This window comes from Streptomyces sp. NPDC052052, from assembly GCF_040680455.1.
Classification (GTDB): Bacteria; Actinomycetota; Actinomycetes; order Streptomycetales; family Streptomycetaceae; genus Streptomyces.
In genome coordinates, this window is the sequence record NZ_JBFAWU010000004.1 from 44,747 (window position 1) to 69,428 (window position 24,682).

A 24,682-nucleotide genomic window follows, 5' to 3' on the forward strand; every position below is an offset into this window, starting at 1 on the left:
TTTCTGAACGAGATGGCAGTGTGATGGAGATTCTCATCGGCGCATCTGATGGCGGAGGTGGCTGGAACGCCGCGTGCATGCAGGGTGGCTGAAGGCATGGCCGCGTGCGGCGGAGTGGAAGCGGCGGTTTCGTCGCTCCAGAGTGGGGAGTCGCGCCGTTGAGGACGATCTTCCGTTGGCATCTATCAACTACCCTGAGAATTGCCCCATGGCCTCCGGATTCTGGTGATTGCGTGAGGTGACCCGCTGGCTGATCGCTGTGGAACATCAGGGCTCGAAATGAGATCCGGATCGATATATCGAAATCATTGCGTCGATCTGATCGCTGTATTTTTCCAGGAATGTATCGAGCGAGTAGGCGCCGTTCCAGCCAGCGTCGCGCAGCTGCGCCCCCTCGCATGGGATCGGTAGTGTGCAGAGGTCTGCGTCCTGTACGAAGTGGAGTCGGAGTTCGTGTGCCTCTGAGATTTTCAACGGATTTCCTCCGATCTGCTCGATGAGTACGTAACGGAGACCGAGAAGGTTAAGGAGATCAAGATCGGTGACCCAGGCTGCATCCATGAGTCGGTGGGCATGCCAGTGCATAGCATCGCGATACACCAACCTCACCCGGTCAGTCACATTGGTGTGCGGAATGCCGTCCCAATAGAGCGAGCCATGGATCGTGCGGTTGACGCCGTCCTGGGTAAGTGCCGTTCCAAAGGCCATCGGAACAAGGTTTGAGAGCTTGTCAGGCCACCCGTGTACCAGAGAGCGAATCAGGTCGCAGGGGTTGTACACGTGGAGCATGACATCGCGCTCCACGTCATCAGCCGAGACGTCGTCCAGCCATCGTCCCACGAGCCTCTCCCAATCAGGGTTCCCCGCAAAGCACATCCTGCTCTCCTCCCGGAAAGCCGGCCATCTTCCACGATCCGTGGTACGCGCAGAGCCTGTGTAGAGGACTTCGCCGATTCCCTCTTCGTCACCGTTCAGGTCGCGGAGAAGATCTCGCTCGTCCAGCGAAGTGCGCTTCTCGAAGTCGCCTGCCGCCCGATAGCCCTCAATCTCCCAGTGCGAGTCCTCCGCCAGATGCCGGAGCACGCCGGGGCGGGCCGTACCGTAGCCAGCTGCGAAGACATGCCTGGTGATGTGGCAAAGGGCCGAGTATTCTAGGGGATACCCCCCAGTTTCCTCGTACGAATCCGTCTCATTGCCATCGAGCCATGCTGGCGCTTCATCGGGGTCCAGACGCCCGATTGCGAAATAGAGGCCGTACGGTGCGATCGCAAGGTCTTTCTGTGAGACGCGTCGGAAGTTCGCCGCGAGGAGATCATGCGCTCCCGCCTCGGCGGCTGTAGCCAGAATTTCGTTCCAGCCTTTTGATCGCTCTTCCGGGGAGTTATAGAAGTAGATGAAATGATGTGGGGTAACCCGTGGAGGTACCGCCGCTTCGAGGAATTCCACCCGGTCCGCGCGTACAGGAACGCCGTTGTCGTCCAATGTGAGTTGGTACCCGCGGAGATCGTGGGACCAGTCTCTCGCCATGTTGCTTACCGGGACGCGCAGTTCGTGCCAAGTAGTGGAGACGATCACTGCGCGGATGCGGTCCTTGCGGAGCCCCAACTCCTGCTGCAACAGCTCGGCGTACTTCGTGACCTCATGAAGGGCACGGGCCGAGGTCGAGTCGGACCGCTTCAATTCGATCACCACCCACGACCCGTGGCCGTCTCGGGCCAGGATGTCTATACGCCCGCGTGTTCCATGAGCATTGGGCAGCGGGTACTCCGTGCCAATCAACCGAAGGCTCGGCTCGATGAGCGGCAGGAGGTCGGCCAGCATGTCGCGCAGTCGTGCCTCGTACGGAACATCCATGTCGTACACCTCCGGCAAGTCGCCAGTACAGCAGGTAAGTTGAGAACTGATCAGGGTTTGACAGTAGATGATCGGTCTGACAATCCTGACCCGCCCTCGACCTCGGCCCAACGGAGTCCGGGCCACAAGCGTCTGCCGGAAGGTCCGCCCCGTCGGTGAGCTCTCGCGCAGCCCGAGCAGTGGAGATCACGACGGCGGGGGCCGCCGAGCGACTACGGCCGCGGCGCTCACCGTGCGGGCCGCACAGAAGTTGGGCCTTCCCCCGTGATGGTGGACACGCTTCGTTGATCACGCGGCGAGCGTGAGCTTAGCGGTGTGGTGTCGGCGTTCGTATTCGTTGGGGCTGAGGTGGCCGTTGGCGGAGTGCCGACGGCGGGTGTTGTAGCGGGTCAGCCAGGCGAAGACCTGGTTCCTGCAGGTGACGGGGTCTCCGTAGTCGCGGGCGCCCTGGAGGGTCTCGCGTTTGAGGGACGCGTGGAAGCTTTCACAAGCCGCGTTGTCCGCGCTGGAGCCGACCGCACCCATCGACCGGGTGACTCCCAGCTGGTCGCAGAGGTCGGCGAAGGCCCTCGATCCGTATTGGGCTCCGTGGTCGGAGTGGAAGACGGAACCCTCCAGGCTGCCGCGGGTGCGGGCCGCCATCCGCAGGGCGTCGGCGACCAGGTCCGTGCGCATGTGGTCGGCGATAGACCAGCCGACGACCTTGCGGCTGAAGCAGTCCAGCACTGTCGCGAGGTAGAGGAACTCGCCGTCGGCGAGGGGCAGGTAGGTGACGTCGCCCATGTATTTGCGGCCGGGCTCGGCGGCGGTGAAGTCCCGCCGGAACAGGTCCGGGACAAGGAAGGCGGCCGGGTCCGGGAGGGTGGTGCGGACGCGTCTGCGCAGGCGGATGCCGGTGATGGCGAACGTGCGCATAACGCGGGCGACGCGTTTTTCGTTGACGTGCAGGCCGGCCTCCTTCAGCTCGGCGGTCACCCTCGGGGAGCCGTAGGCGCCGCCGGAGTCGGCGTGGACCTCGCGGATCCTCGCGGCCAGGCGCTGGTCGGCCCGCTGCCGGGCCTGCCGGGCATCCCGGCCGGCGAGCCTCTTGTAGTAGCTGGACCTGTTCAGGTCCAGGACTTCGCAGAGCCGCTTCACCTCGAAGGCGTCCCGGTGGTCGTCGACGAACTGGAAGCGGCTGATCACCAGTTCGTCTCCCCGGCGAAATACTTGGCCGCCTTGCGGAGTATGTCCCGCTCGGTGGCCAGCTTGCGCTCGTTCGCCTCGAGCTCGGCCACCCTGGCCTCGAGCTGCCGGATCCGTTCGTCCGGGTCCGCGGACGCCGTCTCCCGCGTGGGGCGGACCGCGGTCCTGGTGCCCCGGCCGTCGTCCGGGCCGACGCCACGGCGTTCGCGGTCCCGCAGCACCCAGTTCCGCAGAGTGTTCCTGTTGATGCCCAGGTCGGTGGCGATGCTCTTGTAGGTCGCCCCGGGTGTGGACTCGTACAGGGCCACGGCATCGGCCTTGAACTCGTCCGAGTAGTCCTTCATCGCCATCGGCGGTCTTCTCGCTTCCTCCGGATCAAGCAGATCCAGTATCAGCGTGTCCACCACTCAGGGGGAGGCTCAGTTTCCCGACTTCGACAACACCAGCATGAAGCTTTGCCATTGAACTCGACCCCGTGCCCGGCCACGATGCGTGGCGGGGGGCATCTGGCCGGATTCAGCGGTGTCGATTGCGCTCCTCGGGCCTCGTGCCCACTGGTGTGGCCGGTGGGATTGGCGTGGCGGACATGGACGACGTGCCGCTGACTGCACTCCGCCTGCGCGCCGCTTGCGTCCGCCGGTTCGGTTGAGCGGTGATGCGCCAGTTGAGGACCTCGGCGGGGTGCTCGGCGCTGTCGAGGTCCTGCTGGGCGCCCACCTCGGTCAGGAGACGTCGGGGATTGTGGCCAGCGGTCTCGGCGTGGGCGAGGGATGGGGTCAGGGCGGCCCAAGCGAGGTCCGCGAGGATCCGGTCGGCGTTGTGCGGCGAGGGCCACACGAACGTCCTTCTCATAGCGGCTGGCGGTTGCGGCTCGCGGTGCGCGGCGGGCCAAGTCCGCAAAGACGGGTGCCGCGGCATGCTGGTAGCCCGCCTGGAGGTGGCGGAAGGCTTCTTCGGCCGCAGCAGCCTGCTGTTCGTGGCCGCGCTGCTGGTGACACTTGGCGGCGGCGCTAGCCAGATGCACGGTGGCGAAGAGCAGGGCGATGGCGAGCCCGCCCGGCTCGCTGGAGGCGTAGGCGAGTTCCTTTACGGCCTTGCGCAGGGCGGTGGCGGCCTAGTGGTCGGCACGGATGGCGGAGCGGCGGGCGCGGTTGAACGCCACCGCCGCCGCCTGCAGTTCCGCCCCGTGTGAGCTGGTTGTGGCGCTGGCGATGTTGTACAGGGCATCGCCGAAGGCGGCCAGGTAGCCCTGGGCGGCATCGTCGTCGGAGTCGAGGACGGAGTGCGCCGTCTGTATTGCGGTGGTGGTGTGCCGCCGTGGCTCGGCGGGGTCCGCCACATACCGGGGCGGTCGGCCACCTCCTGGTCGGTTAGGCGTTCGCGTAGACGGTTGATGGAGTGGTCGGGGGCGAGTTTCGAGCCGCCGTACCAGACGGGGGTAGCCGGCCGCGTTGGTGTCGCCTGGTGCGGCGAGGCTGTAGCCGATCACGTCACCGGTCTCGGGGCCGAGGCGTGTCTTGACCTTGATGCCGAGGGGCTGCAGCACGGTGAAGTAGTCGGCCTCGTTTCGTACGGCGGCGGCGACCGCGTACACCTGCTCGCGCAGCCAGTGCCGTGCCGTGACCGTCTGACCCTGGCGCTCCGCCTTGGCGCGTTCGGCGCCGGTGGGGGTGCGCGGTGCGGTGAGGTCACCGGACAAGGTGATAGCCGCGAGCCCTTGCAAGCGGATCGCCCTCCCGCCTGTGACCGGCGAGGAGATCGCACCGCCCACCGTCGAGCAGGTCGCGGCGATGTACGACGCCATGCCGCCGTCTATCCGTGCCGCGATCGTCGTACTGGCCGGGTCAGGATTGCGCGTAGGGGAGTTGCTCGGTCGTAAGGTCTCGGACGTCGACTTCAAGAGCGGCACGATCCGCGTCGAACGCCAGCGGCTGCAGTCCGGTCTGATCGGCCCGCCGAAGACCGGCAAGTCCCGGCGGACGGTCCCCGTCGGCGAGGTCGTCGTCGACGCGCTTTTTGGGCATCTTGCCGCGCGCCCGTCGAGGGAATGGTTGTTCACGATGGAGGAGGGCGAGCCTCTCAACTACCGCCGATGGAAGACCGAGTGGAACTGCGCCAGCAAGGAACTCCAGGCGGTGGAGAACAAGGCGGCAGAGAGTGAGAGCCGCAAGCCCATCCAGCTGCCACACATGGTGACCCACGACCTGCGGCACTTCTATGCCTCCGCACTCATTGGCGGCGGGGCGAGCGTCAAGCAGGTCCAGCTGGTCCTCGGTCACGCGTCCGCGGTCATCACGCTGCGGATCTACGCGCACCTGTGGCCGGGTGAAGAAGACCGCACCCGCTCCGTCATGGACGCCGTTCTTGGCGGCCTACGGACCGGGTGCGGACAGGAAGGCGACATGACCCACGAAAGCGCAGGTCAGACGGCCTAACCAGAGATCAAGCCTTCTTGGTCTCCCAGAAGATCTTGTCGATCTCGGCGATGTAGTCCAGCGCCTTCTGGCCCGTCGCCGGGTCCGTCGAGGCCTTCGCGGCCGACAGCGCCTTCAGGGCGTCGTTGACCAGCTGGTGCAGCTCCGGGTACTTCTCGAAGTGCGGGGGCTTGAAGTAGTCGCTCCACAGCACCGAGACGTGGTGCTTGGCGAGCTCGGCGCGCTGCTCCTTGATGACCACTGCGCGGGCCCGGAAGTGCGGGTCCTCGTTGGCCTGGTACTTCTCCTGGACGGCCTTGACGGACTCCGCCTCGATGCGGGCCTGGGCCGGGTCGTACACGCCGCAGGGCAGGTCGCAGTGGGCGCTGACCTTCACCTTGGGGGCAAACAGGCGGGAAAGCATTGAGCTGTCCTTCCTCGTGATCGTCTTCTCAGGTGGGACATTACTCCGTGAGAGGCGGGTTTCACCCGGTGCCCCCATGGGCTTAGGCCAAAAGTCCGGGGTGAGGATGAGCCCAGTGGCCGAATGTGCGGAAGGCTGTGCGGGACGGTGTACTGGACGGACCGGGGAGGTGCCGGAGAGATGCGGGAGGTGCCGGAGTTGCCTGAGCTGACGCAGGAGCAGCCCGGGCGCGGGCTGGGTCGGCGTGTGCCCTTCCAGGTGGTGGAGGTGACGGGGCCGTCGATGGTTCCCACGCTTCATCACGGGGACTGGCTGTTGGTGCACTACGGGGCGCCGGTGCGCCCCGGGGACGTGGTGATTCTGCGCCATCCGTTCCAGCAGGATCTGCTGATCGTCAAGCGGGCCGCCGAGCGCCGTCCGGGTGGCTGGTGGGTGCTGGCGGACAATCCCTACGCGGGCGGAGACAGCACGGACTACGGGACGGTGCCCGAGGAGTTCGTGCTCGCCAGGGTCCGGGCGCGCTACCGGCCGCTGAAGAAGGATCAGCGGTCGGTGCGGTCCGTGGTGACCTGGGCGGTCTCCGCGCTGCGGCCGGTGTCGGCGGCGCGTTCCGTCTCCAGGCGCTTGCGGGCGCGGTAGGCGGCCACGTTGGCGCGGGTCGCGCAGCGGTCCGAGCAGTAGCGCCGGGAGCGGTTGGTCGAGGTGTCGAGGTAGGCATTGCGGCACGGCGCCGCCTCGCACAGGCCGAGCCGGTCCACGCCGTACGAGGTGAGGTGGAAGGCGAGGCCCATCGCGGCGATGGCCGCGTATCCGGCCGTGGCGTTCGACGGGTGGTCGGCGAGGTGCATGTGCCAGTCGGGTCTGCCGTCCTGGTCACGGAGATCGTGCCCGGAGATCTGCGGGCTGACCGGGAACTCCAGCAGGAGCGAGTTGAGCAGGTCGACGGCGAGCGTCTCGTCACCGCCGTCGGCCGCCTCGAAGACCGAGCGCAGCCGTGCCCGTACGGACCGGAATCGGGTCACGTCCGCGTCGGTCGCCCGCCGTGCGGCCTGTCCGCTGACGCCGAACAGTTCGCGGACCGCCTCGACGGAGGTGAGGGAGTCCTTGTTGCGGGCCGGATCCTCGGTGTTGACCAGGCGCACGGCATAGTCCGAGTAATAGGCCAGTTCCACTTGTAGTCCTTACAGCGTCAGGCTAGGGTCGGTTTGGCAAGCGGTGTAATGGGCTTTTGTGCTCTCAGGGTATTACATGGGAGGTTTCTTGTGGCGGAGACGACGACAGGCACCGACTGGGCGGCTTGGCAGGAGAGCTGGGACAGGCAGCAGGAGTGGTACATGCCCGACCGCGAGGAACGGTTCCGGGTGATGCTGGACATGGTCGAGGCCCTGGTGGGGCCCCGGCCGAGAGTGCTCGATCTCGCGTGCGGTACGGGAAGTATTACGGACCGGCTGCTCAAGCGGTTCCCCGAGGCCACCAGTACGGGCATCGACCTCGACCCGGCGCTGCTCGCCATCGCGCGTGGCCACTTCGACGGCGACGAGCGTGTCACCTTCGTCAGCGCTGACCTCAAGGACCCCGACTGGGCGGAGCAGTTGCCGTACGACTCGTACGACGCCGTCCTCACCGCCACCGCCCTGCACTGGCTGCACACCGAGCCGCTCACCGCGCTCTACCGGCGGATCGGTGGCCTCGTCAGGGACGGCGGGGTGTTCATGAACGCCGACCACATGATCGACACCGGGACCCCCAGGATCAACGCGGCCGAACGTGCCCACCGGCACGCGGCCATGGACCGTGCCAGGGACGCGGGGGCGCTCGACTGGGCCGACTGGTGGGCCCTCGCCGCCAAGGACCCGGTCCTCGCCGGGCCGACTGCCGAGCGCTTCCGGATCTACGGCGAACACGCGGACGGGGACATGCCGTCCGCGCAGTGGCACGCCGACACCCTGTGCGAGGTGGGGTTCGCCGAGGCACGGGCCGTCTGGGCCTCTCCGTCGGACACCCTGGTGCTCGCGGTGAAATAGGACGGCAGACGGAGGGAGGGGGTACGGGCCACGGCCCGTACCCCCTCCCTCCGCGCTGTCAGAGCACCGCGTTGTCAGAGCACCTTCGACAGGAACGACTTCGTCCGGTCGTGCTGCGGGGCGGTGAGTACGTCGCGCGGGTGGCCGGACTCGACCACCACGCCGTCGTCCATGAAGACCAGCGCATCGCCGACCTCACGGGCGAAGCCCATCTCATGGGTCACGACGATCATCGTCATGCCGTCCTCCGCGAGACCGCGCATGACGTCCAGCACGTCGCCCACCAGCTCCGGGTCGAGCGCCGACGTCGGCTCGTCGAAGAGCATCAGCTTCGGCTCCATGGCCAGGGCGCGGGCGATGGCGACCCGCTGCTGCTGACCGCCGGAGAGCTGGGAGGGGTAGTTCTTCGCCTTGTCGGCCAGGCCCACCCGGTCCAGCAGCCGCTCGGCACGCGCCCTTGCCACGGCCTTGGCCTCGCCCTTGACCTGGACCGGGGCCTCCATGACGTTCTCGATCGCCGTCATGTGCGGGAAGAGGTTGAAGCGCTGGAAGACCATGCCGATGTCCCGGCGCTTCAGGGCGACTTCGCTGTCCTTGAGCTCGTAGAGCTTGTCGCCCTTCTGGCGGTAGCCCACCAGCTCGCCGTCGACGTACAGCCGGCCGGCGTTGATCTGCTCCAGGTGGTTGATGCACCGCAGGAAGGTCGACTTGCCGGAACCGGACGGACCGATGAGGCAGAAGACCTCACGCGGGGCGACCTCCAGGTCGATGCCCTTGAGGATGTGCGCGGTACCGAAGGACTTGTGGACGCCCTCGGCCTTCACCATGGCGGTCATGCCATCCGTCCCTTCGGGCGGCCCAGGGACAGCAGGTTGCCCCTGATCTTCTGCAGCGGGGTGGGCGGCAGGGTGCGACTCGACCCGCGCGCGTAGTAGCGCTCCAGGTAGAACTGGCCGACGCTCAGCACCGACGTCATGATCAAGTACCAGGCCGCGGCCAGGAAGTACATCTCGACCGGGGCTCCGGACGACTGGCCGATGTCCTGGGCGTACTTGAACAGTTCGTAGAACTGCACGGCCGCCACCAGCGAGGTCGTCTTGAGCATGTTGATGACCTCGTTGCCCGTCGGCGGCACGATCACCCGCATCGCCTGTGGGATCACCACGCGGCGCAGGGTCTTGCCATGGCTCATGCCGAGCGCGTGCGAGGCCTCCGTCTGGCCCTCGTCGACCGAGAGCAGGCCGGCCCGGCAGATCTCCGCCATGTAGGCGGCCTCGTTGAGACCCAGGCCGAGCAACGCCGTCAGCAACGGCGTCATGAAGGACGACCAGTAGTCCTTGTAGAGCGGTCCGAGGTTGATGTACTCGAAGACCAGGCCCAGGTTGAACCAGACGAACAACTGGACCAGGACCGGGGTGCCGCGGAAGAACCAGATGTAGAACCAGGCGATCGACGAGGTCACCGGGTTCCTCGACAGCCGCATGACGGCCAGCAGGATTCCGCCGACGATGCCGATCAGCATCGACAGCGCGGTCAGCATCAGGGTCTTGCCGACACCGGTGATGATGCGGTCGTCGAAGAAGTAGTCCGGGACCGCGCCCCAGTTGATCCTGCCCTGGCTGAAGGCGTACACGATCGCGGCGAGTACACCGATGGCGATGACGGCCGAGACGTACCGGCCGTAGTGACGGACCGGAATGGCCCTGATCGCTTCCGGCCCGGTCGGCGGGGTGGGGGGTGCGGCCGACGGGTCGACCGGTCCCGTTTTCTCGATGTCAGTCACGGGAGAAACCTTTCAGCCCCGACGTCGTCTCAGGAGCCGCCGTTCAGCTCGGCCTTGGTGACTGCACCATCCGTGACACCCCACTTGGCGATGATCTTGTCGTACTCGCCGCCCTTGATGACCGCGTCCAGAGCTGCCTGGATGGCCTTGGTCAGCTGGTCGTTGCCCTTGGCGATGGCGATGCCGTACGGGGCGGCTTCCACCTGCTCACCGACGATCTCGAAGTCCTTGCCGCCGCCCGAGGTCTTCACCGCGTACGCGGCCACCGGGAAGTCCGAGGAGCCGGCGTCGGCGCCACCGCTGCGCAGGCGGGTCTGGGCCTCCAGGTCGTTGTCGAAGGTTTCGATGGCGATCTTCTTGCCGCCCGTACACTTCTTCGACTCGGCCTTGGCGAGGTCGTGCGAGACGGTGCCGCGCTGGACGGCGATCTTCTTGCCGCAGAGGTCCGCCCAGGTCTTGATGGACTGGTCGTCGCCCTTCCGGGTGTAGATCGACACACCGGCGGTGAAGTAGTCGACGAAGTCGACACCCTCGCCGACCTTCTTCTTCGTCTCGGAGTCGACGCCGTTCTGACGGTCCTTCGTGTCGGTCATCGCCGACATGGCCAGGTCGTAGCGGTTCGAGCGCAGACCCGTGATCAGCGTGTCGAAGGTGCCGTTCTCGAACTGGAACGTCACGCCGAGCTCCTTGCCGAGCGCGGCGCCGAGGTCCGGGTCGATACCCACCGTCTTGCCGGAATCATCCTTGAACTCGACCGGCGGGTAGGCGATGTCCGAACCCACTCTGATGACGCCCTTGTCCTTGATCGACTGCGGCAGCAGTGCGGCAGCGGCGGACTCGGTGGCCTTGGTCTTCGTCGAGTCGGAGTCGTTGTTTCCGCTCTTGGTCTGGTCGCCGCAGGCAGTCAGCAGCATGGTGCCGGCGACCGCGAGGGCGCCGACTGCTGCAATCCGGGACTTTGCGGCCGTACGGCGAGTGGTGCGTGCGGTCATGATCGGGTTCCTCCGGCGGATGAGGGCATGGCGCGAGGTGGGTGCGGACATACGGCATTGGATGTCGCCGCCCTGTGCGATTACGGCATCTTGCCATTCGGACCTGCGTAAACGAGGGCCCGAGGATGTCAAAATCGGGTAACGGAGCCCCGGGAACCTCAAGAGAACCTCAGGGGGTGTGGTACGTCGGGGGACTGGGCCGTTCGGGGGTGATTTCCGCTCCGCGTCGCACGATCTGCAGTGCGTCCTACTGAGTGGGCGCTTTTCCGTCGCTTGGCCGAGTTGTCCAGATATTCGACTATGAGTCGCGTCACCGCGCGGGTATGGACTCGTCGGTCACGAGGTCCGTCGGGTAAGAAAGACCTTTACACCCCTCATCCGGGGCTCAGGGCGCGTGTGCGGCGCGCCCGCGCGTACGTACTTCCCCCTGCCGGGACGGGCCAACCGTCAGGTGCAGGGAACGTACGCGGTGCCCGCCCACCCCTCCTCAACCAGGAGTGGCCACCCTCAAACGTTGAAGACTTAAGGGGTCAACACCATGGCAGCGGAGATTGTCAATCCTCGCAGCGACAGCACCAATGACAACACTGCGGACGAGCCGTTCGATCCGGCCTTCGCGCTCCACCGCGGCGGCAAGATGGCCGTCCAGGCCACCGTTCCCGTCCGCGACAAGGACGACCTGTCCCTCGCGTACACGCCCGGCGTCGCCAAGGTGTGCAGCGCCATCGCCGAGAATCCCGAGCTGGTCCACGACTACACCTGGAAGTCCCAGGTCGTCGCCGTCGTGACGGACGGCACCGCGGTGCTCGGCCTCGGTGACATCGGCCCCGAGGCGTCCCTCCCGGTGATGGAGGGCAAGGCGATCCTGTTCAAGCAGTTCGGCGGCGTCGACGCGGTCCCGATCGCGCTCGCGACCACCGATGCGGACGAGATCGTCGAGACGGTCGTCCGCCTCGCACCGTCCTTCGGCGGCGTGAACCTGGAGGACATCTCGGCCCCGCGCTGCTTCGAGATCGAACGCAGGCTCCAGGAGCGGCTCGACATCCCGGTCTTCCACGACGACCAGCACGGCACCGCCGTCGTGACGCTCGCGGCCCTGCGCAACGCCGCCAAGCTGTCCGGTCGCAGCCTCGGCGAACTGCGGGCCGTGATCTCCGGCGCGGGTGCGGCCGGCGTGGCCATCGCCAAGTTCCTGCTGGAGGCGGGGCTCGGCGATGTCGCCGTGGCCGACCGCAAGGGCATCGTCAGCCGGGACCGCGGGGATCTGACGGACGTCAAGCGCGAGCTGGCCGAACTCACCAACCGGGCCGGGATCTCCGGTTCGCTGGAGAGCGCGCTGGCCGGCGCGGACGTGTTCATCGGGGTCTCCGGCGGCACGGTGTCCGAGGCGGCCGTCGCCTCGATGGCGCCCGGTGCGTTCGTCTTCGCCATGGCCAATCCGAACCCCGAGGTCCACCCGGACATCGCGCACAAGTACGCGGCCGTCGTGGCGACCGGGCGTTCGGACTACCCCAACCAGATCAACAACGTGCTGGCCTTCCCCGGCATCTTCGCGGGCGCGCTCCAGGTCCGGGCCTCCCGGATCACCGAGGGCATGAAGATCGCCGCGGCGAACGCGCTGGCGGACGTCGTGGGCGAGGAGCTCGCGGCCGACTACGTGATCCCGTCGCCGTTCGACGAGCGGGTGGCACCGGCGGTGACGGCCGCGGTGGCCGCCGCGGCGCGGGCCGAGGGCGTGGCCCGGCGCTGAGGTCGGGGGGCGGGGCCAAGGCCCGGTGTGCGGCGGGTGCGGGGTGCGCCTGTGGGTGGCCGCGCACCGGTGACGGGCCCCGCCCACGCCCCGGACTCCCGTTCCCCGACGGCCGGTTGCCCGGCCGTTCCGTTCTCCCTTGCGCGGTGTGCGTCACACCGGCAGCCGGTTACGGCGGCCCGTGCCCCGGCCTATCGTCGGGGCCATGTTCGCCGCCTACGCATCCCGCATCGACCGTGACCGCCCTCTCGACGGCCTGGAACTGGGCGAACGCCCAGCCCCCGAGGCACGTCCCGGCTGGACCACGATCCGCGTCCGAGCCGCATCCCTCAACCATCACGACCTCTGGTCCCTGCGCGGCGTCGGCCTCGCCGAGGACAAGCTGCCGATGATTCTCGGCTGCGACGCCGCCGGGATCGACGAGGACGGCAACGAGGTCGTCCTTCACTCCGTCATCGGGCAGACCGGGCACGGAGTCGGCCCGAAGGAACCCCGCTCCATCCTCACCGAGCGCTACCAGGGCACCTTCGCCGAGCAGGTCACCGTCCCCAGCTGGAACGTGCTGCCCAAGCCCGCGGAACTCACTTTCGAACAGGCCGCCTGCCTGCCGACCGCCTGGCTCACCGCGTACCGGATGCTCTTCACCAACGCCGGCGTGCGCCCCGGTGACTCCGTTCTCGTCCAGGGCGCGGGCGGCGGCGTCGCCACCGCCGCGATCGTGCTCGGCCGGGCGGCCGGACTGCGGATCTACGCCACCAGCCGGGACGAGGCCAAGCGCAGGCGGGCCGTCGAACTCGGTGCGGTCGAGGCGTACGAGCCGGGCGCGCGGCTGCCGGAGCGGGTCGACGCGGTCATCGAGACGGTCGGCGCCGCCACCTGGTCCCACTCGGTGAAGTCGCTGCGCCCCGGGGGCACGCTCGTCATCTCGGGCGCGACCAGCGGCGACCGGCCCTCCCACGCCGAACTGACCCGGATCTTCTTCCTGGAACTGAAGGTCGTCGGCTCGACCATGGGCTCCAAGGACGAGCTGGAGGACCTGCTGGCGTTCTGCGCGGCGACCGGCGTGCGGCCCGTCATCGACCAGGTGCTGCCGCTGGACCGGGCCCGCGAGGGTTTCGAACGACTGGCCACGGGTGACCAGTTCGGGAAGATCGTGCTCACCTGCTCGTGAGGGGTGCGGGCGGGGCCTGGGCGTCCGCCCCGGCCCCGCGTCAGCTCCCCGCCTCGTCCTTCCGCAGCAGCGCCCCGATGCGGGCCGCCGCGGTGGACAGATGGCGGCGGGCCTCCGTCAGCTGTTCCTGGCTGACGCCATGGTCCCGGGCCGTGTCGCGGATGTCGTCGCGGAAGCGGTCGAGCAGGCGGTCCAGATCGCGGGCCGGGTCGCCGGTCCCGGCGGCGCCCTTGCCCCAGTCCGGGTCGCCCTCGGCGGGCTCCGGCTTGACGTACGGCGGCCGGCTGCCCGTCCTGGCGAAGCTGCTCAACTGGCCGGTGATCTCGGCCAGTCCCTCCCGTACACCGTTGGGCCAGTCGCCCCGGGCGAAGTGCTCCTGGACCTGGCGGACGGCATTCTGCATCTGCTCACGCGCCCGGTCCTGGGTCTCCTTGGCCTGGCGGCGGGCCTGCTGGGCATCCTCGCGGGCGCGGCGGGACTCGTCCTTCGCGCGGCGGGCCTGCTCCTTCCACTCCTGACTGGCCTTGCGCAGCTCCTCCTTCGCGGACTGCCAGGCCTCCTTGTTGCCGAGGTCGCCGAGGTCGGCGAGGTCCGCCAGGTCGCCGAGGTCGGTGAGGTCGTCGAAGAGGGACTTCCGGCCTCCCTTGCGGGCGGCGCCGCCGGACGAGGTGTGCCTGGTCTCGTGCGCCGCGGCCCGCATCTCGCTGCGCAGTTTGCCGGCCGCGCCGCGTACGTCGTCCCGGATCTCCGCGGCCAGTTCGGACACCGAGTCCCTGATCTCCAGTTCCAGATCGGCCAGTTCACCCGTGCGGTCGGCCAGTTCGGCGCGGCCCGCGTCGGTGATCGAGTAGACCTTGCGGCCCCCCTCGGTGGCATGGGTGACGAGGCCCTCGGCCTCCAGCTTGGCGAGGCGCGGGTAGACCGTGCCCGCCGAGGGCGCGTACAGCCCGTGGAAGCGCTCCTCCAGCAGCCGGATCACCTCGTAGCCGTGGCGAGGGGCCTCGTCGAGCAGCTTCAGCAGATAGAGGCGGAGGCGGCCGTGGGCGAATACGGGAGGCATGTCAGAGCATCTTTCCGGTCGGCTCGGCGGCGCGGGGTTCGTCCTCGGCCGGTGGGCGGCGCAGCAGGGCGATCGAGCCCGAGATGGTCGTCGCCTTCAGCTTCCCGGCGCCGGTGCCGAGTGTGCCGGTGATCTTCTTCGAGCCCCACCGGCCACTGACCCGCAGATCCTCGAAGCCGTTGGAGACGGTGCCGCTCGTGGTGTTCGCCTCGACCGTCGCGTCCGCCGGGTGCGGCAGCCGGATGGCGAGCCCGCCGGAGACCGTGGCCAGCTGGATGTCCGTGGGCTTCCCGGCCGGGCCCAGGTCCAACGTCATGTCGCCGCTGACCGAGTCGCCCCGTACCGACTCCCCGGCACCCTCGACGACGGTCAGATCGCCCGAGACGCTGTGGAAGCGCAGCGCCCCGGTGACCGACTGGGCCTCCACGCTGCCGGAGACCGTCTCCGCCCGGACCGGACCCGCGAGTGCGACCAGCGCGGTGTCGCCGTTGACGCTCCGCACCTCCGTACGCCCGCGGATTCCGGAGACGACCGCTCCGGCAGTCACCACACCCACCTCCACCGCCGCGTCCGTCGGCACGGCGAGCGAGACGACGGCGCTGCGGCGCCACTTCTTGCCGCCCACCAGCGTGAGGAAGCCGTTCCACGGCAGGTCCTCGTACGTGACCGTGAGGACGCCCTCCTCCTGGGTCACGATCAGCGGCGGCCCGTCGATCGCGGAGATCTCCAGCCGGGCGGCCGGCTCCTCGGTGCCGACGACGTTGACGGCGCCGCCGACGATGCGCACCCGGAGCGATGTCACCGGGGCCTCGAAGGCCAGCTTCTGGGGCTCGGTGATGGACCACGTCGATACAGGCATGGAACTGACCTCCCGGAGAGCGTGACTCGACGCAACATATCGCGTCTCTTGCGGAACACGATATATCGCGGATGCGGGAAGTCAAGGGGAGTCAGGGGGAGGGCGGAGACCGCGCGCGCCAAGGGGCGATCAAAGCCGTGATACGAGGGCAAACTGCCCTACCGTATGGGGCATGAACGCGACATCCCCCATCGGGGCGCTGCTGCTGTGCCGCGCCGAACCCGAGGCGGTGCGGCCGGTGGCCCATCTGCTGCGCGAGCGGATGCTGCTCGCCCCCGCCGGAGACGGGTGGTCCGTCCTCGTGCCCGAGGGAAGGCCCTGGCGGGACGAGGGGAGCGGGGGTGCGGGAACGGAGCGGGTCGACCAGGTCGTGACCGGTTGGGCCGCCGCGCTCGCGGTCGGTTCGACCTGGCCCGTCCTCGCGCTCTGGTGGGACGGCAACCGGGCGGGCCATACGCTCGCCCAGGGTTTCCGCCGTCCGGTCGGCTATGTCTGGCTCGCGGACGGCACACCGTTGGGCGAGAACGAGGCCATGCACACCTTCGCCGACCGGCTGGGCCTGGACCCCGTGCTGGATGTCCAGGCGCTCGAAGACCTGACCCGGCCGGATCCGGACGCCGATGCCCGGATCCGGCTGCGCGGGTTGCTCGCCGTCCTGGCCCGCATCGGACTCGCGCTGCCGCCCGGCCTGGAGCCGGACACGCCGGGCGACCGGATCTACGCGGCGGTCGACGGCCGGCCCGAGGCGGAACCGATCGCCTGGACCGGCTGGCGCAAGGCGGTGCGGGTGGAACTCGACGCGGTCGAGAGCAGCCGCCTCGGCCCCTGGATGCGTGGCCCCAGGGCCCGCGCACTGGGCGGCGTCCAGGTGGCGGCCGGGCTGCCGCTCACTCTCTGGGGGATGAGCCACCGCAGCGGCGGCTGGACCTTCGCTGGGGTGCTGCTGATGGCGCACGGCTCGCTCGGCCTCGCGTACGACCGGTTCAGGGCCGGGGACACCGGAACGGCGTGACCGGCGCCGTGCACCGCCAGGCGGAGGAGGAAGTCGGATGGGGTCTCCCCTGCTCGAGCGGAGCCGAGAGCTCGGGGAAGGAACGCCGGTGACCGGCGACGACGCGGTGAGGTGCGGTCCGGGGCGCGCGAGCCCGGCCCGATCCGAACGAGAGGCCTACTCGTCCTCGTCCTCGTCGTCGAGACGGGCCAGCCAGGTGGCGAGGCGCTCGACCGGCACCTCGAAATCGGGATTCAGGTCGACGAACGTGCGCAGTTGCTCGGCGAGCCACTCGAAAGTGACCTCTTCCTCGCCCCGGCGCTTCTCCAGTTCCTCGATACCGCGGTCGGTGAAATACATGCGGCAAGCCTAATGCCTGGTGACAGCGGTAAGAGGGGCGGGAGCGGGCCCGGGGCCCGGTGCGCTGCGAGCCGCGGATCCTCTGGTCCGGTCACCGCCCCGGACCGGCGAGGACCCACCCCATGCCGAAGGGCCCGGCCCCGCGATCTTCTCGCGGAACCGGGCCCTTCGGTCTGTCTACAGCCGACGATCAGGCCTCGAAGACCTCGGCGAGCAGCTGAGCCTGCTCGGCCTGGTGGCGCTTGGCCGAGCCGACCGCCGGGGACGAGCTGTGCGGCCGCGAGATGCGGCGCAGGCGCTCACCGTGCGGCACGTCGGCGCCGACGGCCAGGTCCAGGTGGTCGATCAGGTTCAGGGCGATGAACGGCCAGGCACCCTGGTTGGCCGGCTCCTCCTGGGCCCAGAGGTACTTCTCGGCGTTCGGGTACTTGGCGATCTCGGCCTGCAGCTCGGCACCCGGCAGCGGGTACAGGCGCTCCAGACGGATGATCGCGGTGTCCGTGACGCCGCGCTTCTCGCGCTCCGCCTCCAGGTCGTAGTAGACCTTGCCGGCGCAGAAGACGACCTTGCGGACGTCGTTCGCGTTCACCTTGTCGTCGCCGATCACCGGGCGGAAACCGCCGGTGGTGAACTCCTCCGCCTTCGACGCGGCCGCCTTGAGACGGAGCATCGACTTCGGGGTGAAGACGACCAGCGGCTTGTGGTGCGGGTTGTGCACCTGCCACCGCAGGAGGTGGAAGTAGTTCGACGGCAGGGTCGGCATGGCGACCGTCATGTTGTTCTGCGCGCACAGCTGGAGGAAGCGCTCCGGGCGGGCGGACGAGTGGTCCGGGCCCTGGCCCTCGTAGCCGTGCGGCAGCAGCAGCGTGACGCCGGAGGTCTGGCCCCACTTCTGCTCGGCCGAGGAGATGAACTCGTCGACGACGGTCTGCGCGCCGTTGACGAAGTCACCGAACTGGGCCTCCCAGATGACCAGCGACTCCGGACGGGCCAGCGAGTAGCCGTACTCGAAGCCCATCGCCGCGTACTCGCTGAGGAGCGAGTCGTAGACGTTGTAACGGGCCTGGTCGTCGGAGAGGTACAGCAGCGGGGTGTAGTCCTCGCCGGTCACCTGGTCGACGAGGACCGCGTGCCGCTGGCCGAAGGTGCCGCGACGGCTGTCCTGGCCGGAGAGGCGGACCGGAGTGCCCTCCATCAGCAGCGAGCCGATGGCCAGGGTCTCGCCCATGCCCCAGTCGATCGTGCCGCTCTCCACCGAGGCCGCACGACGCTGCATCTGCGGCATCAGGCGGGGGTGGACGGTGATCCGCTCGGGGATGTTGACCTGGGACTCCGCGATGGCCTTCACGACCTCCTGGGAGACCGCGGTGTTCACGGCGACCGGGAACTCGGGCTGGACCTCGGGGGCCTGCGCCGGGGTCGGCAGCGAGGTGGCCTCGCGGACCTCCGCGAAGACCTTCTCCAGCTGGCCCTGGAAGTCCTGGAGCGCCTGCTCGGCCTCTTCCAGCGTGATGTCGCCGCGACCGATGAGGGACTCGGTGTAGAGCTTGCGCACCGAGCGCTTCTTGTCGATCAGGGTGTACATCTGCGGGTTGGTGAACTCCGGGTTGTCGCCCTCGTTGTGACCGCGGCGGCGGTAGCAGATGAGGTCGATCACGACGTCCTTGTTGAACGCCTGCCGGAACTCGAAGGCCAGGCGCGCGACCCGGACGACGGCCTCGGGGTCGTCACCGTTGACGTGGATGATCGGCGCCTCGATCATGCGCGCCACGTCGGTGGCGTACATCGAGGAGCGCGAGGACTCCGGGGCGGCGGTGAAGCCGACCTGGTTGTTGATCACCACGTGGACGGTGCCGCCGGTGCGGTAGCCGCGCAGCTGCGACATGTTCAGCGTCTCGGAGACGACGCCCTGGCCCGCGAAGGCCGCGTCGCCGTGGAGCGCGACGGGCAGGACGGTGAAGTCCGTGCCGCCCTTGTTGATGATGTCCTGCTTGGCGCGGGCGATGCCCTCGAGGACCGGGTCGACGGCCTCCAGGTGCGAGGGGTTGGCGGCCAGCGAGACCTTGATCTGCTCGCCGTCCAGCCCGGTGAAGGTGCCCTCGGCGCCGAGGTGGTACTTCACGTCGCCGGAGCCGTGCATCGACCGGGGGTCGAGGTTGCCCTCGAACTCGCGGAAGATCTGTGCGTACGACTTGCCGACGATGTTCGCCAGGACGTTCAGCCGGCCGCGGTGGGCCATGCCGATGACGACCTCGTCGAGGCGGGCCTCGGCGGCGGAGTCGATGACGGCGTCGAGCAGCGGGATGACGGACTCGCCGCCCTCCAGCGAGAACCGCTTCTGGCCGACGTACTTGGTCTGCAGGAACGTCTCGAACGCCTCGGCGGCGTTCAGCCGGCGCAGGATGCGCAGCTGCTCCTCGCGCTCGGGCTGCTGGGTGCGGGTGCGCTCCACCCGGTCCTGGATCCACTTGCGCTGCTTCGGGTCCTGGATGTGCATGAACTCGATGCCGGTGGTGCGGCAGTACGACTCACGCAGGACGCCGAGGATGTCGCGGAGCTTCATCATCGACTTGCCGGCGAAACCGCCGACCGCGAAGTCGCGCTCCAGGTCCCACAGGGTGAGGCCGTGCTCGGTGATGTCCAGGTCGGGGTGCTTGCGCTGGCGGTACTCCAGCGGGTCGGTGTCGGCCATGACGTGGCCGCGGACCCGGTAGGAGTGGATCAGCTCGAAGACCCGCGCGGCCTTGGTCACGTCGTTGTCGTGCGAGGCGTCGATGTCCGTGAGCCAGCGGACCGGCTCGTACGGGATGCGCAGCGACTTGAAGATCTCGTCGTAGAACTCGTTCTCGCCGAGCAGGAGCTGGGCGACGATCCGCAGGAACTCGCCGGAGGCGGCACCCTGGATGACCCGGTGGTCATACGTCGAGGTCAGCGTCATGATCTTGGAGATGCCCAGCTTGTTCAGGGTGTCCTGGGAGGTGCCCTGGAACTCGGCCGGGTAGTCCATCGCGCCGACGCCCATGATGAGGCCCTGTCCGGGCATCAGGCGGGGCACCGAGTGCACGGTGCCGATGCCGCCGGGGTTGGTCAGCGAGGCGGTGACGCCGGTGAAGTCGTCCATCCCGAGCTTGCCGTTGCGGGCCCGGCGGACGATGTCCTCGTAGGCCTGCCAGAACTCGAAGAAGTTGAGCGTCTCGGCCTTCTTGATGGCCGCGACGACCAGCTGGCGGTCGCCGCTCGGCTTCACCAGGTCGATGGCCAGACCGAGGTTCACGTGCTCCGGCTTGACCAGGGTCGGCTTGCCGTCCTTCACCGCGAAGGAGTGGTTCATCGCCGGCATGGCCTTGAGGGCCTGCACCATCGCGTAGCCGATGAGGTGCGTGAAGGAGATCTTCCCGCCCCGGGCGCGCTTGAGGTGGTTGTTGATGACGATGCGGTTGTCGAAGAGCAGCTTCACCGGAACGGCGCGCACGGACGTGGCCGTCGGCAGCTCCAGCGAGGCGTTCATGTTCTTCGCGACGGCGGCGGACGGGCCGCGCAGCGTCACGTACTCCGGGCCTGCCGGGGCCTCGGTCGCCTCGGCCGCGGCGGGCTTGGCCGGGGCGGCGGCCTTCGCGGCCGGAGCCGGTGCGGCCTTCGCGGGGGCCGGTGCGGCCTTCGCCGGAGCGGCCTGGGCGGGCGCGGGAACCGCGGGCGCGGCGGCCTTCGCGGCCGGGGCCGGCGCGGAGGCCTGCGGCGCCGCTGCGGGCGGGGCAGGGGTCACCGCGGCCCCGGCGGTCACGGCGCTGGGAAGGGGCTTGTCCGCCGTGCCGGACGTACCCGGCTTGTAGTCGGCGAAGAAGTCCCACCAGGCACGGTCGACCGAATTGGGGTCCTGGAGGTACTGCTGGTAGATCTCGTCGACGAGCCACTCATTGGGGCCGAACGCGGCAGCCGGGTCCGAACCCGGGCTGGCTTGTTCAGTCGAGGTACTCGAGTTACTGGGGGACTGAGACGACACGGCGGCAACCGCCCTCTTCCGCTTCACAAGGTGATGGACAGCGGGAATCAAGGCTACGCCCCCGAGACCGTTCCATGCAGGCCGGGCCGGTCTTCGTCGTGCAAGTCACATCCGAAGCCAGGTTTCGGTGCAGGAAATGGCGGGAAACAAGCATGGTTCCGCTTCACTCCAGGTACGAAGGGCCGCGGCTACGGCCCCTTGGACCGTATCCCGTGAACAGAACACCGAGAACGCGCCCTTCCGCTTCGAACTCTATGTCAACCTCGCGGCTGTGGAATCCCTGGAAGAGTGACTTGGATGCGGCAACCGCGAGCGGATTCGGCCACACCGATGCTTCCCCCGTGCAGATCCACCGCCCAGCGCGCGATCGCCAGGCCCAGGCCCGTGCCGCCGTCGCTGCCCGGGCCGTGCGGCGACGCGACCGCGCCGCGGTTGAAGCGTTCGAAGACCTGGTGCCGTTCGGACTCCGGAATGCCCGGTCCCTCGTCCAGGACCTCCAGCGCCAGAGACCCCGGCCAGGCCCCGCGACGGGCCAGCACGGTGACCCGGCCGTGCGGCGGACTGTGCTTGATGGCGTTGTCGATCAGGTTCACCACCACCTGGTGCAGCCGTTCCGCGTCCGCGTGCGCGGTCAGCTCGGGCGGCGACACGTCCAGATGGAGATGCACGTCCTTGCGGGTGTGATTCCCCGAGCCGGAGGACAGCCGACGGTGCGAGGCGGCGAGGTTCGCCTCCTTCAGTACGCCCGACAGGTACGGCCACACCTCGAACCGGCCGGCCTTCAGCGTGACCACCCCGTTGTCCAGGCGGGACAGATCCAGCAGCGTCTCCACCAGTCCGGCGAGCCGTTCGGTCTGCTTGAGCGCCGTACGCATGGTCTCCGGATCGGCCGAGGACACCCCGTCCACGACGTTCTCCAGCACGGCTCTCAGCGCCGCGATGGGGGTCCGCAGCTCGTGCGAGACATTGGCCACCAGCTCCTTGCGGTGGTGGTCCACGGCCTCCAGGTCGTCCGCCATGCGGTTGATCGTCTGGGCCAGATCACCGAGCTCGTCCCGCCGGCCGGCGCCTCTCACCCGCCGGGTGTAGTCGCCGTGCGAGATCGACCGGGCCACCGTCGTCATCTCTTCCAGCGGGGCCGTCAGACCATGCGCCACGAACTGGGTGATGAGCAGGGTGGCGATCACCGAGAACACCGTGATGAACCGCAGCTCGGTCCTGGTCCGCAAGGCCACCATCAGCAGCCCGGTGGTGAGGAACACCGAGACCACGACGAGCGTGCCCAGCTTGGCCTTGACCGAGAAGGGCCGCAGTCCGGAACCGGGCCGGGTCATGGCGCAGGGGTCTCCAGCGCGTAACCGACGCCGTGCACGGTGCGGATCCGCTCGGCACCGATCTTCCGGCGCAGCGCCTTGATGTGGCTGTCGACCGTACGGGTACCGGAGGCGTCCGCCCAGTCCCAGACCTCGGCCAGCAACTGCTCCCGGGAGAGCACCGCACGCGGGGTGTTGGCCAGGCAGACCAGCAGATCGAACTCGGTCGGCGTGAGGTGGACGTCATCGGTGCGCACCCGGACCCGGCGCTGCGCGTGATCGATCTCCAGCTCGCCGAGGCGCAGGATGCCGCTGCGCGGCGTGACCGCGGCCAACGCCGCACGCTCGACCCGGCGCAGCAGGACGTGCACCCGGGCAGCCAGCTCACGCATCGAGAACGGCTTGGTCATGTAGTCGTCGGCGCCGACGCCCAGGCCGACCAGCATGTCGGTCTCGTCGTCCCTGGCGGTCAGCATCAGCACCGGCACCGGCCGCTGGGCCTGCACGCGTCGGCAGACCTCCAGGCCGTCGAAGCCCGGAAGCATGATGTCGAGCACCATCAGGTCGGGCTGCCATGCCTCGGCCGCGTCCACGGCCGCGGGGCCGTCGAGCGCGGTCTGCACCAGAAAGCCCTCCGCCCGCAGCCGGGCGGAGATGGCATCGACGATCGTGGGGTCGTCCTCGACCACCAGTACGCGGCGCTGTGCTCCCGGCGTGGCCGCGACACCGTTGTGGGTGGTGTGTGTCTGTTCCATCGCCCCGCCCCTGCCCGCTCGTCCGGATCCCATGCCCGTACGGACGGTCTTCGCTCGTGGATTTCGTGAGTGATCCCCGTTGACGGTCAGCAGCGTAAGGGCAGCGGAGTGTTCTCGGCTACGCAGGGTGTAACGGCTCGGGCGGAACGGAGTGGCGGAGTGTCGGTCTTGTGACGCTTGCCCCGGGCATCCGGGGGTCGAGGAGGCCCGGGGGAGGTCATTGTTTCGGCCGAAGTGCGAGATGCACCACGTCGGGTACACCTCGGGCCACGGGGATCTCTTCCGTCCTGACTCCTTCGAATCCGGCACCGCGCAAAGCCTGTTCGAAGTCGGGTGATGGTTGTGCGGACCACACGGCGAGAACGCCCCCCGGCGTCAACCGCTCACGGCAGTCCGCCAGACCGGCGGGGGAGTACAGGCTCGTGTTGTCCTCGGTGACGGTCCAGTCCGGCCCGTTGTCGATGTCCAGGCACAGGGCGTCGTAACGGTCCGTAGCCGTACGCAGGTGGGTCACCAGGTCCGTGGTGAGGACGGCGGTCCGCGGGTCGGCGAGGGCCGCGCCGGAGATCCTGGCCAGCGGGCCCTGCCGGTGCCAGTCCACGATCGCCTGTTCCCGCTCGACGACGACGATCCGTCCCCACCGGGGCTCGGCGGCGGCCCGGACGAGCGAGAACCCCACCCCGAGCCCTCCGATCAGCACCGACGGGGCGGGCCGGTCGGCGGGGAGTGCGGCCAGTGCGGCGTCGATCAGAAGCCGTTCGGAACGCCCGTCGGAGGTGTCCATGAGGAAGCAGCCATTGGCGATGATCTCGAAGTCGTCGCCCCGCTCCCGCAGGGCGACCTCGCCGTACGGGCCCTCGCGGCGATCGATCGTGACGGGGGTGGGAGCGTCGGGGCCATGGATGTCGGGCATGGTGCGGGCCTCCGGTGAGTGACGTACGAGGTTCCGCCATCCTGGCCGCTCGGCCCCCGGTGGGGCCAATGAATAGCCGGATCCACTCGGTCGCGTCGGCTTCCGACGGGTCCGGCGCGGATGCGTACAGGGCCCCGTCGCGGCAGGGCGTCCGGCCGGCCGCCCTACGTGCCCGGCCGGCGCAGTGCCCTCGGGAGGACGAACCACAGGCCGGTGAACAAGGCGAGTGTGGCGGCCGTGATCGCGACGGCGGCGGTCCGGCCGAGGACGACATCCATGAGCAGGAGCACGGCGCCGTTGAGCGCAAGGGCGAGGAAGACCAGACCGATTTCGGCCAGTTGTGCGGACAGCGCGACGATCTGGATCTTGGCGCCTCGGTGGAACAGGCCACGGTGCAGTGCGACCGGAGTCGCGAGCACGGCCGTGGAGACCACCGTGAGCAGCAGGGTCACCACGTACGTCCCGCGTTCGAAGCTGTCGAGGTGCGGAAACCGGCTGGTGAAGGCCACGCCGAGGAGGAAGGCGAAGACGATCTGCACACCGGTCTGCACGACTCTCAGCTCCTGGAGCAGCTCGACCAGGTTGCGGTCGGCCCGCTCCGCGGGCGTCTCTCCGCGGAGCCGGGACGGACCACCACGACGCGGCGAGAGACGAGACATGGGATCCATTGTTCTCCGCCGGTCCGGTCGCGCGGTGCGGCGCACCGCGCCACGTCTGAACGGGGCACGACCTTCGCAGGGTGGCCGCCGGGGATTCACCGGACGACCGGATGCCGGACCGCGTTCGCTCGATCGCTCACAGCGAACAGTGGTCGGGGAACAATGGCTGGCTCAG

At 68.7% G+C, this 24,682-nt stretch carries 20 protein-coding genes and 2 pseudogenes; 6 read left to right on the forward strand and 16 right to left on the reverse strand.

What is annotated here, in order from left to right:
• Positions 1 to 267: 267 nt before the first annotated feature.
• From AB0L71_RS06080 to AB0L71_RS06090, 3 genes and pseudogenes are all read right to left on the reverse strand, one after another.
• Entirely contained in the window at positions 268 to 1,854 is a 1,587-nt protein-coding gene (locus tag AB0L71_RS06080; RefSeq protein WP_365238488.1) for an endonuclease NucS domain-containing protein, read from the reverse strand.
• A gap of 288 nt (positions 1,855 to 2,142) precedes the next feature.
• A protein-coding gene (locus AB0L71_RS06085) for an IS3 family transposase (protein ID WP_365238491.1) occupies positions 2,143 to 3,389 on the reverse strand; the annotation gives its coding sequence in 2 pieces (ribosomal slippage) (positions 2,143 to 3,056 and positions 3,056 to 3,389; 1,248 coding nt in all).
• A 166-nt stretch (positions 3,390 to 3,555) separates the two neighbouring features.
• A pseudogene (locus AB0L71_RS06090) lies at positions 3,556 to 4,735 on the reverse strand (mobilization protein); the annotation flags it as partial.
• Here AB0L71_RS06090 and AB0L71_RS06095 point away from each other — a divergent pair.
• Positions 4,734 to 5,474: pseudogene (locus AB0L71_RS06095) on the forward strand (site-specific integrase); the annotation flags it as partial. The pseudogenes AB0L71_RS06090 and AB0L71_RS06095 overlap by 2 nt on opposite strands.
• Before the next feature lie 7 nt (positions 5,475 to 5,481).
• Here the strand turns inward: AB0L71_RS06095 and sodN are convergent.
• The gene (gene sodN, locus AB0L71_RS06100) at positions 5,482 to 5,877 is read right to left on the reverse strand and encodes a superoxide dismutase, Ni (RefSeq protein WP_327369805.1); all 396 of its coding nucleotides are present in this window, start codon (positions 5,875 to 5,877) and stop codon (positions 5,482 to 5,484) included.
• A 180-nt stretch (positions 5,878 to 6,057) separates the two neighbouring features.
• On the opposite strand from sodN, the gene sodX reads away from it, so the two are divergent.
• A complete protein-coding gene (sodX, locus tag AB0L71_RS06105) occupies positions 6,058 to 6,516 on the forward strand; it encodes a nickel-type superoxide dismutase maturation protease (RefSeq protein WP_365238493.1) in 459 nt (152 codons plus the stop codon).
• On the opposite strand, the gene AB0L71_RS06110 is transcribed toward sodX, so the two are convergent.
• The gene (locus AB0L71_RS06110) at positions 6,420 to 7,049 is read right to left on the reverse strand and encodes a CGNR zinc finger domain-containing protein (protein ID WP_365238495.1); all 630 of its coding nucleotides are present in this window, start codon (positions 7,047 to 7,049) and stop codon (positions 6,420 to 6,422) included. The genes sodX and AB0L71_RS06110 overlap by 97 nt on opposite strands.
• Positions 7,050 to 7,097: 48 nt before the next feature.
• On the opposite strand from AB0L71_RS06110, the gene AB0L71_RS06115 reads away from it, so the two are divergent.
• A complete protein-coding gene (locus tag AB0L71_RS06115; RefSeq protein WP_365239087.1) occupies positions 7,098 to 7,901 on the forward strand; it encodes a class I SAM-dependent methyltransferase in 804 nt (267 codons plus the stop codon).
• 74 nt (positions 7,902 to 7,975) lie between these two features.
• Here the strand turns inward: AB0L71_RS06115 and AB0L71_RS06120 are convergent, their stop codons facing one another.
• Genes AB0L71_RS06120 through AB0L71_RS06130 form a run of 3 tightly spaced genes read right to left on the reverse strand, consistent with a single transcriptional unit; the run spans position 7,976 to position 10,676 of the window.
• Entirely contained in the window at positions 7,976 to 8,737 is a 762-nt protein-coding gene (locus AB0L71_RS06120; RefSeq protein ID WP_365238497.1) for an amino acid ABC transporter ATP-binding protein, read from the reverse strand.
• Positions 8,734 to 9,684 carry an amino acid ABC transporter permease gene (locus AB0L71_RS06125; protein ID WP_365238499.1) on the reverse strand — a complete coding sequence of 317 codons (951 nt, stop codon included), beginning with the start codon at positions 9,682 to 9,684 and terminating at the stop codon, positions 8,734 to 8,736. Before AB0L71_RS06125 ends, AB0L71_RS06120 begins: the two co-directional genes overlap by 4 nt.
• 29 nt (positions 9,685 to 9,713) lie before the next feature.
• Positions 9,714 to 10,676: an ABC transporter substrate-binding protein gene (locus AB0L71_RS06130; protein ID WP_365238501.1), complete on the reverse strand. Its 963-nt coding sequence runs from the start codon at positions 10,674 to 10,676 to the stop codon at positions 9,714 to 9,716.
• 538 nt (positions 10,677 to 11,214) lie between these two features.
• On the opposite strand from AB0L71_RS06130, the gene AB0L71_RS06135 reads away from it, so the two are divergent.
• Positions 11,215 to 12,426: an NADP-dependent malic enzyme gene (locus AB0L71_RS06135; RefSeq protein ID WP_365238504.1), complete on the forward strand. Its 1,212-nt coding sequence runs from the start codon at positions 11,215 to 11,217 to the stop codon at positions 12,424 to 12,426.
• Between the two features lie 205 nt (positions 12,427 to 12,631).
• Positions 12,632 to 13,597: a zinc-binding dehydrogenase gene (locus AB0L71_RS06140; RefSeq protein ID WP_365238507.1), complete on the forward strand. Its 966-nt coding sequence runs from the start codon at positions 12,632 to 12,634 to the stop codon at positions 13,595 to 13,597.
• 40 nt (positions 13,598 to 13,637) lie between these two features.
• On the opposite strand, the gene AB0L71_RS06145 is transcribed toward AB0L71_RS06140, so the two are convergent.
• A complete protein-coding gene (locus AB0L71_RS06145) occupies positions 13,638 to 14,657 on the reverse strand; it encodes a helix-turn-helix transcriptional regulator (RefSeq protein WP_365238509.1) in 1,020 nt (339 codons plus the stop codon).
• Between the two features lies 1 nt (position 14,658).
• Positions 14,659 to 15,516, reverse strand: coding sequence for a DUF4097 family beta strand repeat-containing protein (locus AB0L71_RS06150; protein WP_365238512.1), 858 nt, complete (start codon positions 15,514 to 15,516; stop codon positions 14,659 to 14,661).
• A gap of 172 nt (positions 15,517 to 15,688) precedes the next feature.
• On the opposite strand from AB0L71_RS06150, the gene AB0L71_RS06155 reads away from it, so the two are divergent.
• Positions 15,689 to 16,528 (forward strand): hypothetical protein, encoded by an 840-nt coding sequence (locus AB0L71_RS06155; protein ID WP_365238515.1) that lies wholly within the window; start codon positions 15,689 to 15,691, stop codon positions 16,526 to 16,528.
• Between the two features lie 156 nt (positions 16,529 to 16,684).
• On the opposite strand, the gene AB0L71_RS06160 is transcribed toward AB0L71_RS06155, so the two are convergent.
• The 6 genes from AB0L71_RS06160 to AB0L71_RS06185 all read right to left on the reverse strand — a co-directional run bounded on the left by AB0L71_RS06160 (position 16,685) and on the right by AB0L71_RS06185 (position 24,507).
• The gene (locus tag AB0L71_RS06160; RefSeq protein WP_003961784.1) at positions 16,685 to 16,867 is read right to left on the reverse strand and encodes a DUF6104 family protein; all 183 of its coding nucleotides are present in this window, start codon (positions 16,865 to 16,867) and stop codon (positions 16,685 to 16,687) included.
• Positions 16,868 to 17,057: 190 nt separating this feature from the next.
• On the reverse strand, positions 17,058 to 20,867 hold the full coding sequence (locus AB0L71_RS06165) for a multifunctional oxoglutarate decarboxylase/oxoglutarate dehydrogenase thiamine pyrophosphate-binding subunit/dihydrolipoyllysine-residue succinyltransferase subunit (protein WP_365238519.1): 3,810 nt from the start codon (positions 20,865 to 20,867) through the stop codon (positions 17,058 to 17,060).
• A gap of 257 nt (positions 20,868 to 21,124) precedes the next feature.
• Entirely contained in the window at positions 21,125 to 22,201 is a 1,077-nt protein-coding gene (locus AB0L71_RS06170; RefSeq protein ID WP_365238522.1) for a HAMP domain-containing sensor histidine kinase, read from the reverse strand.
• Positions 22,198 to 22,935, reverse strand: a complete 738-nt coding sequence (locus AB0L71_RS06175; protein ID WP_365238525.1) for a response regulator transcription factor — start codon at positions 22,933 to 22,935, stop codon at positions 22,198 to 22,200. The genes AB0L71_RS06170 and AB0L71_RS06175 overlap by 4 nt, the downstream gene beginning before the upstream one ends.
• A gap of 217 nt (positions 22,936 to 23,152) precedes the next feature.
• Positions 23,153 to 23,848: a spermidine synthase gene (locus AB0L71_RS06180; RefSeq protein ID WP_365238527.1), complete on the reverse strand. Its 696-nt coding sequence runs from the start codon at positions 23,846 to 23,848 to the stop codon at positions 23,153 to 23,155.
• A gap of 164 nt (positions 23,849 to 24,012) precedes the next feature.
• Complete coding sequence (locus AB0L71_RS06185) at positions 24,013 to 24,507, reverse strand: DUF6328 family protein (protein ID WP_365238530.1); 495 nt, start codon at positions 24,505 to 24,507, stop codon at positions 24,013 to 24,015.
• Between the last annotated feature and the right edge of the window lie 175 nt (positions 24,508 to 24,682).